This window comes from Stenotrophomonas sp. PFBMAA-4 (genome assembly GCF_030053215.1).
GTDB lineage: Bacteria > Pseudomonadota > Gammaproteobacteria > Xanthomonadales > Xanthomonadaceae > Stenotrophomonas.
Genome location: NZ_JASGBW010000009.1, coordinates 1 through 12,461, shown reverse-complemented (window position 1 = coordinate 12,461; position 12,461 = coordinate 1). Strand labels below are relative to the sequence as shown.

At 68.8% G+C, this 12,461-nt stretch carries 12 protein-coding genes; 6 read left to right on the top strand and 6 right to left on the bottom strand.

The features are described 5' to 3' along the window. The first annotated feature begins 100 nt into the window (after positions 1-100). Positions 101-556: an Rrf2 family transcriptional regulator gene (locus QMZ26_RS07790; protein WP_283221097.1), complete on the top strand. Its 456-nt coding sequence runs from the start codon at positions 101-103 to the stop codon at positions 554-556. Beyond that, positions 546-1,451 (top strand): NAD(P)/FAD-dependent oxidoreductase, encoded by a 906-nt coding sequence (locus QMZ26_RS07785; RefSeq protein ID WP_200733111.1) that lies wholly within the window; start codon positions 546-548, stop codon positions 1,449-1,451. The genes QMZ26_RS07790 and QMZ26_RS07785 overlap by 11 nt, the downstream gene beginning before the upstream one ends. 46 nt (positions 1,452-1,497) lie before the next feature. Here the strand turns inward: QMZ26_RS07785 and QMZ26_RS07780 are convergent, their stop codons facing one another. Together QMZ26_RS07780 and QMZ26_RS07775 are read right to left on the bottom strand one after the other, a co-directional pair. Then, complete coding sequence (locus QMZ26_RS07780; protein ID WP_283221096.1) at positions 1,498-2,718, bottom strand: RtcB family protein; 1,221 nt, start codon at positions 2,716-2,718, stop codon at positions 1,498-1,500. 548 nt (positions 2,719-3,266) lie between these two features. Further along, positions 3,267-4,223: an aldo/keto reductase gene (locus tag QMZ26_RS07775; RefSeq protein ID WP_283221095.1), complete on the bottom strand. Its 957-nt coding sequence runs from the start codon at positions 4,221-4,223 to the stop codon at positions 3,267-3,269. A 169-nt stretch (positions 4,224-4,392) separates the two neighbouring features. Between QMZ26_RS07775 and QMZ26_RS07770 the strand changes: the two genes are divergently transcribed. The 3 genes from QMZ26_RS07770 to QMZ26_RS07760 all read left to right on the top strand — a co-directional run bounded on the left by QMZ26_RS07770 (position 4,393) and on the right by QMZ26_RS07760 (position 6,244). Further along, positions 4,393-5,250, top strand: a complete 858-nt coding sequence (locus tag QMZ26_RS07770) for a methyltransferase (RefSeq protein WP_283221094.1) — start codon at positions 4,393-4,395, stop codon at positions 5,248-5,250. Between the two features lie 102 nt (positions 5,251-5,352). Further along, positions 5,353-5,613 (top strand): hypothetical protein, encoded by a 261-nt coding sequence (locus QMZ26_RS07765; RefSeq protein ID WP_283221093.1) that lies wholly within the window; start codon positions 5,353-5,355, stop codon positions 5,611-5,613. Between the two features lie 91 nt (positions 5,614-5,704). Then, on the top strand, positions 5,705-6,244 hold the full coding sequence (locus tag QMZ26_RS07760) for a pseudouridine synthase (protein WP_108747653.1): 540 nt from the start codon (positions 5,705-5,707) through the stop codon (positions 6,242-6,244). 90 nt (positions 6,245-6,334) lie between these two features. On the opposite strand, the gene QMZ26_RS07755 is transcribed toward QMZ26_RS07760, so the two are convergent. Together QMZ26_RS07755 and hrpB are read right to left on the bottom strand one after the other, a co-directional pair. Then, complete coding sequence (locus QMZ26_RS07755) at positions 6,335-6,724, bottom strand: hypothetical protein (RefSeq protein ID WP_079224180.1); 390 nt, start codon at positions 6,722-6,724, stop codon at positions 6,335-6,337. A gap of 136 nt (positions 6,725-6,860) precedes the next feature. After that, positions 6,861-9,365, bottom strand: a complete 2,505-nt coding sequence (gene hrpB, locus QMZ26_RS07750) for an ATP-dependent helicase HrpB (RefSeq protein ID WP_283221092.1) — start codon at positions 9,363-9,365, stop codon at positions 6,861-6,863. A gap of 67 nt (positions 9,366-9,432) precedes the next feature. Here hrpB and QMZ26_RS07745 point away from each other — a divergent pair, with 67 nt between their 5' ends. Next, positions 9,433-10,230 (top strand): TatD family hydrolase, encoded by a 798-nt coding sequence (locus QMZ26_RS07745; protein ID WP_283221091.1) that lies wholly within the window; start codon positions 9,433-9,435, stop codon positions 10,228-10,230. A 118-nt stretch (positions 10,231-10,348) separates the two neighbouring features. Here QMZ26_RS07745 and QMZ26_RS07740 read toward each other — a convergent pair whose 3' ends face one another. After that, positions 10,349-11,269, bottom strand: coding sequence for an epimerase (locus QMZ26_RS07740; protein WP_283221090.1), 921 nt, complete (start codon positions 11,267-11,269; stop codon positions 10,349-10,351). Beyond that, a complete protein-coding gene (gene panE, locus QMZ26_RS07735; protein ID WP_283221089.1) occupies positions 11,269-12,207 on the bottom strand; it encodes a 2-dehydropantoate 2-reductase in 939 nt (312 codons plus the stop codon). Before panE ends, QMZ26_RS07740 begins: the two co-directional genes overlap by 1 nt. Positions 12,208-12,461: the final 254 nt, after the last annotated feature.

Below are 12,461 nucleotides of genomic sequence, written 5' to 3'. Positions count from 1 at the left end.
CGTTTAGATAGGTGAAGAAAATGTTTCATAGGACAGATGTGTCCATATGGAACGAAAGCGGACTCTCGACAGGAGGTTTAAATGTAACTATCGTAGTTACATGAAATCCGCCAACCCGCTCTCCGACGCGCTGCATGTGATGGCCCACCTGGTCGGCCAGCAAGGCCCGCGCACGTCCGAACAACTGGCTGCCTGCCTCCCCACCCATCCGGTGGTCATCCGCCGCCTGCTGGCACAGATGCACAAGGCCGGTCTGGTGCGCAGCACGCGCGGCCATGGCGGTGGCAGCCAGCTGGCGCGCGACGCATCGCAGATCAGCCTGCACGACATCTACCTGGCCGTCGGCGCGCCGCCACTGGTGCAGGTCGGCAACCGCGACAACGGCGGTGGCTGCCCCATCCAGCAGCTGGTCAACCAGGCACTGCAGGACGGCGCGCGCGAGGCCCAGCGCATGCTCGAAGCGCGCCTGCAGGCCAGCACCCTGGACCAGCTGGGCGCCGATTTCGCCCGCCATCTTGCCCATCACCGTTCCCTGGAAGGTCACCATGAATCCTGATGTCCTCATCGTCGGCGGCAGCTATGCCGGCATCGCCGCCGGCCTGATCCTGGCCCGTGCGCGCCGCCCGGTCACCATCATCGACAGCGGCCTGCCGCGCAATCGTGCCGCCAGCCACTCGCACGGCGTGCTGGGGCAGGACGGCATCAGCGGCGCCGAGCTGCTGAAGAACGCGCGCCAGCAGTTGCTCGACTACCCCACCGTGCGCTGGCTGCAGGGCGAGGTGGTGCACGCGCAGGCCAACGCCGAGGGCGTGGACGTGCGTACTGCCGATGGCCAGGTGCTGGCCGCCCGCAAGCTGCTGCTGGCCACCGGCATTGCTGACCAGTTGCCCGATCTGCCGGGCCTGGCCGAACGCTGGGGCAGCACCGTGCTGCACTGCCCGTACTGCCATGGCTATGAAGTCGGCGGCGGTGCCATCGGCCTGCTTGGCGGTCACCCGATGTCGGCCGCGAAGGCGCCGCTGTTCGCCGAGTGGGGCAATGTCACCTTCTTCAGCCAGGGCCTGCCCATCAGCGATGAAGAGCAGGCCGCCATGCAGCAGCGCGGCGTGCAGGTTGAAACCATCCCGGTGGTGGGCGTGCAGGGCGAGCAGCCCACCTGGCTGGAAGTGGAACTGGCCGATGGCCGCCGCATCGCCCAGCGCGCCCTGTTCGTGCCGGCGATGCAGCAGATGGCCACGCCGCTGGTGCAGCAGCTCGGCTGCACCCTGGTGGAAAGCCCGATGGGCGTGCTGGTGGAGGTCGACATGATGAAGCAGACCTCGGTGCCGAACGTGTATGCCGCCGGTGATGCGACCACGGTCGGCAACATCACCCTGGCAATGGCCGAAGGCGTGCGTGCAGGCATCGGCGTGCACCACGCGCTGGTGGCCGAGGACAGCATGCCGCGCTGAACGGCGCGCTGTCCCAGTAGATCCACGCCATGCGTGGATGCAACCATCACCCCTTCACGCACAGCACCTGGCGGAGCGTGTGCACCACCTCCACCAGGTCGCGCTGCGCGGCCATCACATCATCGATCGACTTGTACGCCGCCGGTGATTCATCCAGCACGCCGCTGTCCTTGCGGCATTCCACGTGCGCGGTGGCCTCGCGGTGCTGCGCCAGGGTGATCTGCTGCCGCGCCGCGCCACGGCTCATCACCCGGCCGGCGCCGTGGCTGCAGCTGTGGAAGCTGTCGGTGCTGCCCTTGCCGCGCACGATGTAGCTGCGCGTGCCCATGCTGCCGGGAATGATGCCCAGCTCGCCCTCGCGCGCGCTGACCGCACCCTTGCGCGTCACCAGCAGTTCCTGCCCCGCATGCGTTTCCTTCTGCACGTAGTTGTGGTGGCAGTTCACCGCCATCGCGGCCAGCTTGAACTTCGGCAGGCGCTGGCGCATTTCCGCCAGCACCCGCGCCATCATCGCCTCGCGGTTCTGCCGTGCGTAGTCCTGCGCCCACGACACCGCCTGCACGTAGTCATCAAACAGCGGCTCGCCCTCCATGAAGAACGCCAGGTCCTTGTCCGGCAGATGGAAGCCGAGCACGCGGCGTTCCAGTTCGCGCCGCGCCTGTTCGATGAAGTAGGTCCCGATCAGGTTGCCGGTGCCGCGCGAACCGCTGTGCAGCATCACCCACACCGCATCGGCTTCGTCCAGGCACAGTTCGATGAAGTGGTTGCCGCCGCCCAGCGTGCCCAGCTGGCAGTCCAGCTTGTCGGTGCGGATCCGCCGGTGCTTTTCCTTGATCTGCTCCAGGCCCGCGGCCAGGCCGGACTGCAGCAGCCGCGTGCCGATGCTGTCAGGCAGCCGCTGGTGCTCGCCGCTGCGGCCGTTGCCCACCGGCACGCTGCGCTCGATGCCGCTGCGCAGCTGGCGCAGGTCATCAGGCAGGTCGTTGGCACGCAGCGTGGTTCGCACCGCGGCCATGCCACAGCCGATGTCCACGCCCACGGCCGCGGGAATGATCGCGCCCCGCGTGGGGATCACCGAGCCGACGGTCGCGCCCTTGCCCAGGTGCACGTCGGGCATGACCGCCACCCAGGGCCCGACGAACGGGATCGCCGCGATGTTGCGCAGCTGCGCGTGGGCTTCGGCCTCCAGCGGAACGCCGTCCACCCAGCCCTTGATCGGCGTACTGCCTTCGGCATGCAGCCATTGATAGTTGTGTTGAATGTCCATCTCGTAGTGATTGTCCTGCACGGGCCGGCACCACGGCACGGCCGTGGGCGTCTGCCCGTGGTTGCAGCGCGGACGCTGCGGAAGTGAAGGTGCAGCCACCCGGCCTCGACGACGCGTCGTGGGGTAGGGCGCTGCTGGAGTGTGCAGATCGGTCCGCCTGCGCCAGGCGCGTGCCATGGCACGGCAGGCGTGTCCGGATCAGTGTGCGGCGGCGTGCCGCGCGGAGTGCAGAGCTGGCATCGCGGGTCCTTGTATCGACGCAGATGAAAACGCCCCCGGACGTGCAGTCCGAGGGCGTCGTCAGTCCTCGGAGATCGGGGTGGCCGATCTCCGCAGGGCGGGCATCAGGCCGTTGTCAGCAGGCTTTCCTCGCCCGGCGCACGCTTCGCCACGTCCATGCGCAGGCATGGCAGCAGGTTGGCGATGGCGACGACGGGTGTGTTCAAGGAAGGTCTTCCGTTGCGGGTTGAAACGTGGCGCGCACGATAAACGACGTTCATTGCGTGCGCAACCCATTCACGCTGGGGCGTCTGCTGGTTTCCCGCGCCTCAGCCTTCAACGCTGGCGGCATCCAGCTGTGCGATGTCCTGCACGCTCAGGCCCACGTTGGCGGCCGCGAGCAGGTCATGCAGCTGCTCGACGCTGGTGGCGCTGACGATTGGCGCAGTAATCGACGGCCGTGCGATCTGCCACGCCAGTGCAATCTGTGCGGCACTGGCGCCGTGCTTGCTGGCCACGTCATCCAGCGCCTGCAGGATGCGCAGGCCGCGCGGATTCAGATAGCGCTTGACCACCGTCTCGCCGCGCGCCGGGCTCTTGGCGGCATCGTCCGCGGTGCGGTACTTGCCGCTGAGGAAACCGCTGGCCAGTGCGTAGTAACCGATCACGCCGATCTGCTCGCGCTGCACCAGCGGTTCCAGTTCCTTCTCGTAACCGGCGCGGTCGTACAGGTTGTACTCCGGCTGCAGCGTTTCATAGCGCGGCAGCTTGTAATCGGTGGACACCTTCAGCGCATCGGCCAGGCGCGTGGCCCTGTAGTTGGACGCACCGATGGCGCGCACCTTGCCCGCTTCGATCAGGCGCCCGAACGCGGCCAGCGTTGCTTCCAGCGGCGTCGATTCATCATCCTCATGGGCCTGGTACAGATCGATGACGTCGGTCTGCAGGCGGCGCAGCGAATCTTCCACCGCGGCATTGATGTTGTCCGGCGTCAGCCCGGGGCGCTCGGCCCACTTGGCCACCTTGGTGGCGAGCACCACCTTGTCTCGCTTGCCGCTGCGGGCGAACCACTTGCCGATCAGCGTTTCCGATTCGCCACCCTGGTTGCCCGGCACCCAGGCCGAATAGACATCGGCGGTGTCGACCAGGTTGAAGCCGGCATCGACAAAGGCATCGAGCAGGGCGAAGCTGGCCTTCTCATCGGCGCTCCAGCCAAACACGTTGCCACCGAAGGCGAGCGGACGTACATGCAGGCCGGAACGGCCCAGTTCGCGGGTTGCCGTCATGGGCACGGACTCCTTGGGGGTAGTCCTGCAGCATAGAGCGCGATGTGTGACCGCGCTGCGGCGCTGGACACAAAACAGTGTTCCGTCGCGGGCGCGTGGCTAACGTTTTGTGAACACCTTGCGCGCGGTGGCTGCTAGTCTCGCCGCATCTTCCGCTGGAATCGCCCCGATGATCGCTGCTTCGTCCCTGCGTGGTTGCCGCCTGCTGTTTGCCTCGGCCCTGCTTGTCGCTGTCCCCGCATTCGCTGCCCCGGCCACGGTGGCACCGGCGAAGATCCAGGTCACGCCGGCCATCGACGCGGCGGTGAAGGCGTCCACCCGCGACCCTGCCAACGTCAAGCGCGACAATTACCGCCATCCGGCGCAGTCGCTGGCCTTCTTCAAGGTCTCGCCGGAAAAGACCGTCATCGAGATCACGCCCGGCAACGGCTGGTACTCGGAAATCCTCGCGCCGCTGCTGCGTGACAAGGGCCACTACATTGCTGCCGTGGTCGATCCGTCTGCCGTGCCCGAAGGCCGTGGCCGTGATTACCAGCAGCGCAGCCGCGATGGCCTGGAAAAGAAGTTCGCCGGCGCACCGGCCCAGTTCGACAAGGCCGCCGTGGTGGGCTACGACCCGGCCAAGCCGGTGTTCGGCCCGGCCAATTCAGCCGATGTGGTGCTGACCTTCCGCAACGTGCACAACTGGCGCAAGGCCGGCCAGGCCCAGGGCATGTTCCAGGGGTTCTTCAACGTGCTCAAGCCGGGCGGCGTGCTGGGCGTGGTCGAGCACCGCGCCAAGGCCGACGTCGCCGATGACGACGACACCGGCTACGTGGGCCAGCAGCAGGTCATCGCCATGGCCGAGGCCGCAGGTTTCAAGCTGGAGGCTCGCACCGAGGTCAATGCCAACCCGCGTGACACCAAGGACCACCCGAACGGCGTGTGGACCCTGCCGCCGACCAACCAGCATGACAAGGCCGACGATGCGAAGTACCAGGCCATCGGCGAAAGCGACCGCATGACCCTGCGTTTCGTGAAGCCGTAAGCCGGTAGCGCCGGGCCACGCCCGGCGAGCGCAGCGGCGTGGCAAGGGAGGCGACGTGCATCCGCCGGGCATGGCCCGGCGCTACCCCAAGGGAGTGGACGGTTGAACAAGGTTTTCTACATCTTCGTCGCAGTGCTGGTACTGGCGCGGCTGTTTGATTTCATGTTTTACGGTGGCCATGCCTACGATCTGATGGCGACGGTGGGGTTTGCCGTGGTGTTCGCCGGCGCGCTGCTGGAAGAACGGGCGCGCCGGGCCAGCCCGCCGCTCGCACGCCTGCGGCGCCGCGCCAATGTCATCGCCGCATGCGGTATCGCGCTGGTGCTGGGTTCGTTCCTGCTGGAATGGAAGGTCTTCGGCTGAGGAAGGCGGCCGAGCGTGGGCTCGGCTCTGCAATTCCGGGCGCGCAGCGCGGCGTGGGACAATGCCGCATCCACTGCCTGCCGTGCCCGCAATGCTGATTGCCTTCAACAAGCCCTTCAACGTGCTCTGCCAGTTCACCGACCGCAGCGTGCCGCCGCGGCCGACCTTGGCCGGCTTCGGCCTGCCGCCGCGCGTGTACGCGGCGGGCCGGCTGGACCATGACAGCGAGGGCCTGCTGCTGCTGACCGACAACGGCACGCTGGCGCATAAGCTGACCGACCCGAAGCACAAGGCCGACAAGACCTACTGGGTGCAGGTGGAAGGCACGCCCAGCGATGAACAGCTGCAGCAGCTGCGCGATGGCGTGGTGCTGAACGATGGGCCGACCCTGCCGGCGAAGATCGAGCGCCTCGATCCGGCGCCGGAACTGTGGCTGCGTGATCCGCCGGTGCGTTTCCGCAAGACCGTGCCCGACAGCTGGCTGGCCATCACGATCCGCGAAGGCCGCAACCGCCAGGTGCGGCGGATGACCGCGGCGGTGAACCTGCCCACCCTGCGCCTGGTGCGCGTGGCGATGGGCCCCTACCGCCTGGATGACCTGCAGCCGGGGCAGTGGCGGCAGATCGGCTGAGACAGAAAAGGCCGGAGGCCCTGCGGCGTCCGGCCCTTGTGGTCCCCGGTCAGCGCCCTTCCTGCGGAAGGGATCCGACCCAGGCCTACATCACGCGTCGCTGCCGATGTCGCTGTGCTCGTCCACCACGGTGTCGTTGCGGCGGTCACGCGCGTTGATGCGCTGCGCCTGGCCGTTGACCACATGGCCGTTGCCGGCCTTCTTCTTCTGCTGCTTGCGGTACAGCGCGTAGCCCAGCAGGCCCACGCCCACGGCTGCAGCAGCCACGGCCACGGCCGGGTTGCGGCGCACGAACTTGGTGGCGACCTTGCCGCCGGTCTTCACCGCACCCACGGCGGCGCCGGTCTTGATCCAGTCACTGGCCTGCGGGCCGAGATGGCGCAGGCTGCCACCCGCACTCTTCAGGCCATCGCCGGCGGTATGCGCCAGTTCCAGGGCGCGCTCCAGGGCGCGGTCGGTGATTACGGTCAGCTTGCTCATGCGGGGGGTCCTTTGCCTCGGGTCGAAGTCCAGTGTGTCCTGCTGCCTGTAAACGGTATGTCAGTCAGGGCAGTCGATGAGGTGACTCTACCCCAGCCATTCAGGATCAGGCAGGGTGGGCGGCCGGCACTACCCCTCACGTTCCGCGCGGCTTGGCCCGGTGCGTGGCGGTCGCCGTCCACGGGTCGTCCGGCCAGGGATGGCGCGGGTAGCGGCCCTTCATCTCCTTCTTCACCTCGGCATAGGTGTTTTCCCAGAAGTTGCGCAGGTCCTGGGTGACCTGCAGCGGGCGGCCGCCGGGCGAGAGCAGGTGCAGGGTGAGCGGCACCCGGCCATCGGCGATGCGCGGGGTGTCGGCCAGGCCGAACAGCTCCTGCAGCTTTACCGCCAGCACCGGCGGCAGCGGTTCGCCGCTCTCGCTGTCCAGCGCGTAGCTGATCGGCCGCTCCAACCCGGAGGGCACGGTGATGCGGGTCGGCGCATGGCGCTCCACCAGCTGCCGCTGCGACCACTCCAGCGGTGACTTCAGCGCTTCGCCGAAGCTGCTCTCGTCCAGTGCATCCAGCCGCGTCTTGCCGGCAAACGCTGGCTGCAGCCACTGCGCGCGCGTGGCCAGCAGGGCATCATCGCTGCAGTCGGGCAGGCCGAGCTCGGGCATCCAGCGGCGCAGTGATTCCACCCGGGCCTGCCACTGGCGCAGGCCCTCGGTCCACGGCAGCGCCGACAGGCCCAGCTCGGCTATCGCATCGGTCAACGCCTGCGCGGCCTGCTGCGGATCGACCCGGCCGGCCGAGCGGCTGTCCAGCACGATGCGATCAAAGCGGGTTTCGCGCAGGGCCACCAGGGCGCGGCGTTCGCTGTCCCAGCGTACGGCGGCCTCGGTCACGAAGCGCTCCGGCCACGCCTTGCGCAGGCCATTCTCATCCACCGGCGCAGCGCGCAGCAGCAGCGCGTCGCGTGCCTCGAAGCGCAGCTCGCTGGCCACCAGCCAGGGTTCGCCGCGCAGATCGCTCAGTTCGTGCAGGCGCGCGCTGCGGCCATTGGCCAGCAGGTAGCGCAGCGGGTCGCTGGGGTGCTGGAAGGCGATGCGGTCGGGGAAGGCGTGGGCCAGCAGGTCGCCCAGCTCATGCGCCTCGATGCTGGCCGGTGGCGTGGAATCACAGCGCAGGCGTCGGCGCCATTGCCTGGCAGCCGCATCGATGGCGGCCAGCCCGCTGCGGTTGGCATCGGACGGTGCGCGGCCGTTGCGGAAGGCGGCCAGCGCACGCCAGCGTGCCGCCAGCGCATCACCGCCCTGGCGCAGCGGATCGCGCGCCTCCAGCAGCGCGGCCAGATCGGCGGCCAGCGCCTGCGCGCGTGCATCGGGTGCGGCCAGCAGCATTGCCGCCATGCGCGGGTGGGTGCCCAGCGCCAGCACGCGGCGGCCCAGCGCGGTGATCGCGCCGGTGTCCGACAGCGCGCCCAGCCGCTGCAGCAGCTCGCGTGCGGCAGCCATCGGGCCGGCGGGCGGTGGATCGAGGAAACGCAGATCGCTGCTGCCCCATGCGGCCAGTTCCAGCGCCAGCCCGGCCAGTTCCACCTGGTCGATCTCGGCGCGGCGCTGTGGCTCCAGCCGCTGCGACTGCGGCCACAGCCGCCACGCCACGCCCTCGGCCACGCGACCGGCGCGTCCAGCGCGCTGGTCGGCCGACGCCTGCGCGATGGCCACCACGTCCAGCCGGGTGAAGCCGCTGTTGGGGTCGTAGCGCGGCTCGCGCGCCTGGCCGCTGTCGATCACCACGCGCACACCGGGCAACGTCACCGAAGATTCGGCTACGTTGGTGGCCAGCACCACGCGGCGGCGGCCATCGCTGGCGGCCTGCAGCACGCGCGCCTGCTGTTCCACCGGCAGCTCGCCGTGCAGCGCCAGCACGTCGACACCGCCATCGAGCGATTCCTGCAGGCCCGCCTGCACCCGCGCGATCTCGCGCTGGCCGGGCAGGAACACCAGCAGGTCGCCGGGATGTTCGGCCAGGGCCTGCTGCACGGCACGGCGCACCTGCAGTTCCAGCGCTTCATCGCGGCGTGCCGGGAAGTGGCTGATCGCCACCGGGTAACTGCGCCCTTCGCTGCTGAGGCGGGGCGCATCGAGGAAACGCGCCAGCCGCTCGCCATCCAGCGTGGCCGACATCACCACCAGGCGCAGGTCGTCGCGCAGCTGCGCCTGCACGTCCAGCGCCAGGGCCAGGCCAAGGTCGCCGCTGAGATGGCGCTCGTGGAATTCGTCGAACAGGATCGCACCGACCTCTTCCAGCATCGGATCGTCCTGCAGCATGCGGGTCAGGATGCCTTCGGTGACGACTTCAATGCGCGTGCGCGCCGAAACCTTGTTCTCGAAGCGGATGCGGTAGCCGACCGTGCCACCGACCTCTTCGCCCAGCTGCCGCGCCATGAACAGCGCGGCGCTGCGTGCGGCGACCCGGCGCGGTTCCAGCAGGATGATCTTCCGGTCCTGCAGCCACGGTGCATCGAGCAGGGCCAGTGGCACCTGGGTGGTCTTGCCGGCACCGGGCGGGGCCTCCAGCACCAGCCGTGGCTGCGCGGCCAGGTGCTGCTGGATCTGCGGCAGCAACGGGGAAATCGGGAAGAGCGGGGCGTTCATGTGCCAAGGATAAGGGGCCACAGCGGGCGCAGGTACAATGCGCGGGCACTTTTCCCCCGTGATGACCATGCACCTGATCGATATCGGCGCCAACCTGACCCACGACTCCTTCGACCGCGACCGCGATGCCGTCCTGGACCGCGCGCGTCAGGCCGGCGTGGTGCAGATGGTCATCACCGGAGCCAGCCGCGAGCACTCGCCGCTGGCCCTGCAGCTGGCGCAGCAGCACCCCGGTTTCCTGTACGCCACGGCCGGCGTGCATCCGCACCATGCGGTGGAATACACCGAGGAATGCGATGCCGAGATGCGCGCGCTGCATGCCCACCCGGAAGTGGTGGCGGTAGGCGAATGCGGCCTGGATTACTTCCGTGATTTCTCGCCGCGCCCATCCCAGCACCGCGCATTCGAGCGCCAGCTGCAGCTGGCTGCGGACACTGGCAAGCCGCTGTTCCTGCACCAGCGCGATGCACATGCCGATTTCATGGCGCAGATGAAGAATTTCGACGGCCGCCTTGGCCCGGCGGTGGTGCACTGCTTCACCGGCGAGCGCGATGAACTGTTCGACTACCTCGACCAGGACTGGTACATCGGCATCACCGGCTGGCTGTGCGACGAGCGCCGTGGCGCGCACCTGCGCGAGCTGGTGAAGAACATCCCGGCCAACCGCCTGATGATCGAGACCGACGCGCCGTATCTGCTGCCGCGCACGCTGAAGCCGATGCCGAAGGACCGCCGCAACGAACCGATGTTCCTTTCGCACATCGTCGAGGAACTGGCCCGCGACCGTGGCGAAGACGTGGCAGTGACCGCCGCCAACGCCACCGCCGCCACGCGCACGTTCTTCCGCCTGCCCGACGCAGGTTGATCCTGTAGAGCCGAGCCCATGCTCGGCTGCCGTAAGCCGAGCATGGGCTCGGCTCTACAAGAGCGGTGGACGCAGGACGGTAGCGCCGGGCCACGCCCGGCGAGCGCAGCGGTGGGAATCAGATGCTGCCCGGTAGCGCCGGGCCACGCCCGGCGAGCGAAGCGGCCAGCGCCTCCAGCCCCTCCCGGTACGTCGCAAACTGCGGCGTCCACCCCAGCGCCTCGCGCGTGCCGCGACTGTCGATGCGCTTGTTGCTCTGGTAGAACCGCCGCAGCGTCGCGCTCACTGCCGGGTCATCCCAGGCCAGCGCCGGTGGCAGCGTGAAGCCGCCCAGCTTCGCGGCGTATGCCAGCACCTCCTGCGGTGGCGCCGGTTCGTCATCGGCGGGCAGATACAGTCCATCCCGCGTGGGCCGCTGCATCGCCGCGATGACCACCGCCGCCAGATCCTCCACATGCAGCCGGTTGAACACCAGCCCGGGGCGCACCACGTGGCGGGCGCGTCCTTCAGCCAGCTGCAGCAAGGCATTGCGGCCCGGGCCGTACAGCCCCGGCAGGCGGAAGACCGCCGAGGCGATGCCGCGTTCATTGGACAGTGCCTGCCACTGCGCCTCGGCCAGGCGACGTTGCACGCCCGCCGCTTCGCTGGCATCGGCCACGCTGCTTTCGTCGATCCAGCCACCGCCGCGGTCGGCATAGACCGCGGTCGAGGACAGGTAACCGATCCAGCGCAGCGACGGGCTTGCCCGCAGGGCGGGCAGCAGCTGGCGCAGCGCAGGGTCGCCCTGTGCATCGGGCGGCACGCTGCAGAGCACGGCCTGGGCCTGTGCGATGTCCTGCAGGAGTGCAGGCGATGGCGCGGCATCGACGTGCAGGCGGTGCCGACGCAGCCCATCGTCGGCCACCGCTGCCGGATCACGCACCGTGCCCGCGACCTGCACGCCACGCGCCTGCAATCGTGCGGCCAGTACGCGGCCGCTCCAGCCCATGCCGAGGATCAGCACCGGCGACGGCAGGGGCGCGGGCGCCACAGTGGCCATCACGCGCTGCGCTGCGCCTGGTAGGCCTGCAGGCTGCTGTAGGCGACCTGCAGCAGCAGGCCTTCCTGGTCGGCCGTGCGCGCGCGCGCCAGCATGTCGCCGACGATGTGCGCCGCTTCCACCTGCTGGCCGGCTTCCAGGTCACGCAGCATCGAGGCTTTCAGCGCAGATCCCGCCTGGGTCAGGGTGCCGCGCGCGGTGTCCTGCGCGGCCTGCGGCACCGGTTCGCCGGCCGCTTCGGCCACGGCCAGGCATTCGTCGTACAAGCCGCGCACGATGGCTTCGCCGTCATCGGTGGCGACGATCGTGCCGATGTCCGCGCGCAGCAGGCAGGTGGCCGCGGCCAGCGCGGTCAGGAAGGTGTACTTGATCCACTGTTCCTGGCCGATCTGCCCGCTGGCCAGGTGGTCCAGGTTGGCCTGCGCGCAGGCAGCAGCGAAGGCACGCACGCGGTCTGAGATCGCACCACCGTCGCGCTCGCCGAAGGTCAGCTTGGCGGGCTTGCCCAGGTGCAGCACCGCGCCGTCGGGTGCCTTGGTGGCGCTGATGAAGCATAGGCCGCCAAGAACGGCCTCGCGGCCGAAGCGGGCATCCAGTGCGCCGTAGTGGTGCAGGCCGTTGAGGATGGGCAGCACGCTGGTGTGGGCGCCCACCGCCGGTGCGATCGCATCGATCGAGCTGTCCAGGTCGTAGGCCTTGCAGCTGAGGATGACCAGGTCGAACGGCTGCTGCGCCGCAAGCGCGGGCAGGGCGTCGGCAGTGACGTGCTGCACCGGGAAGCTGGCATCGCCGACGGGGCTGCGGATGACCAGGCCCTCACGGTCGAGCTGGCTGGCGCGGGTGGGGCGGACCAGGAAGGTCACGTCCACGCCGGCCTGGGCCAGGCGGCCGCCAAAGTAACCGCCGGTACCACCGGCGCCGAGAATCAGGATGCGCATTGCACGTTCACCTTTTTCTGGGGGAAGTCTTCCAGCGATTGTGCCGGAGATCGTGGGCAGAAAAAGAGCCGAGCATGGGCTCGGCTCTACAGGTTTACGCCTCATCCACGCATGGCGTGGATCTACTGGCCACCGGCCAACCGTCGAAGGCGGGGTGGGTCCGGTTGAGGGGGTGTATGATCTGGCTCCCTGAAAACGGACGCCATGAAGCCGTTTCAGGCGGCAGCCTTGAGCTGCCTGGCATAGGTGTTGGG

Bases quoted from the DNA above. Each gene is read 5' to 3' on its own strand.
- QMZ26_RS07790 (WP_283221097.1), top strand. From the start codon at position 101: ATGAAATCCGCCAACCCGCTCTCCGACGCGCTGCATGTGATGGCCCAC.
- QMZ26_RS07785 (WP_200733111.1), top strand. From the start codon at position 546: ATGAATCCTGATGTCCTCATCGTCGGCGGCAGCTATGCCGGCATCGCC.
- QMZ26_RS07780 (WP_283221096.1), bottom strand. From the start codon at position 2,718: ATGGACATTCAACACAACTATCAATGGCTGCATGCCGAAGGCAGTACG.
- QMZ26_RS07775 (WP_283221095.1), bottom strand. From the start codon at position 4,223: ATGACGGCAACCCGCGAACTGGGCCGTTCCGGCCTGCATGTACGTCCG.
- QMZ26_RS07770 (WP_283221094.1), top strand. From the start codon at position 4,393: ATGATCGCTGCTTCGTCCCTGCGTGGTTGCCGCCTGCTGTTTGCCTCG.
- QMZ26_RS07760 (WP_108747653.1), top strand. From the start codon at position 5,705: ATGCTGATTGCCTTCAACAAGCCCTTCAACGTGCTCTGCCAGTTCACC.
- QMZ26_RS07755 (WP_079224180.1), bottom strand. From the start codon at position 6,724: ATGAGCAAGCTGACCGTAATCACCGACCGCGCCCTGGAGCGCGCCCTG.
- hrpB (WP_283221092.1), bottom strand. From the start codon at position 9,365: ATGAACGCCCCGCTCTTCCCGATTTCCCCGTTGCTGCCGCAGATCCAG.
- QMZ26_RS07745 (WP_283221091.1), top strand. From the start codon at position 9,433: ATGCACCTGATCGATATCGGCGCCAACCTGACCCACGACTCCTTCGAC.
- QMZ26_RS07740 (WP_283221090.1), bottom strand. From the start codon at position 11,269: ATGGCCACTGTGGCGCCCGCGCCCCTGCCGTCGCCGGTGCTGATCCTC.
- panE (WP_283221089.1), bottom strand. From the start codon at position 12,207: ATGCGCATCCTGATTCTCGGCGCCGGTGGTACCGGCGGTTACTTTGGC.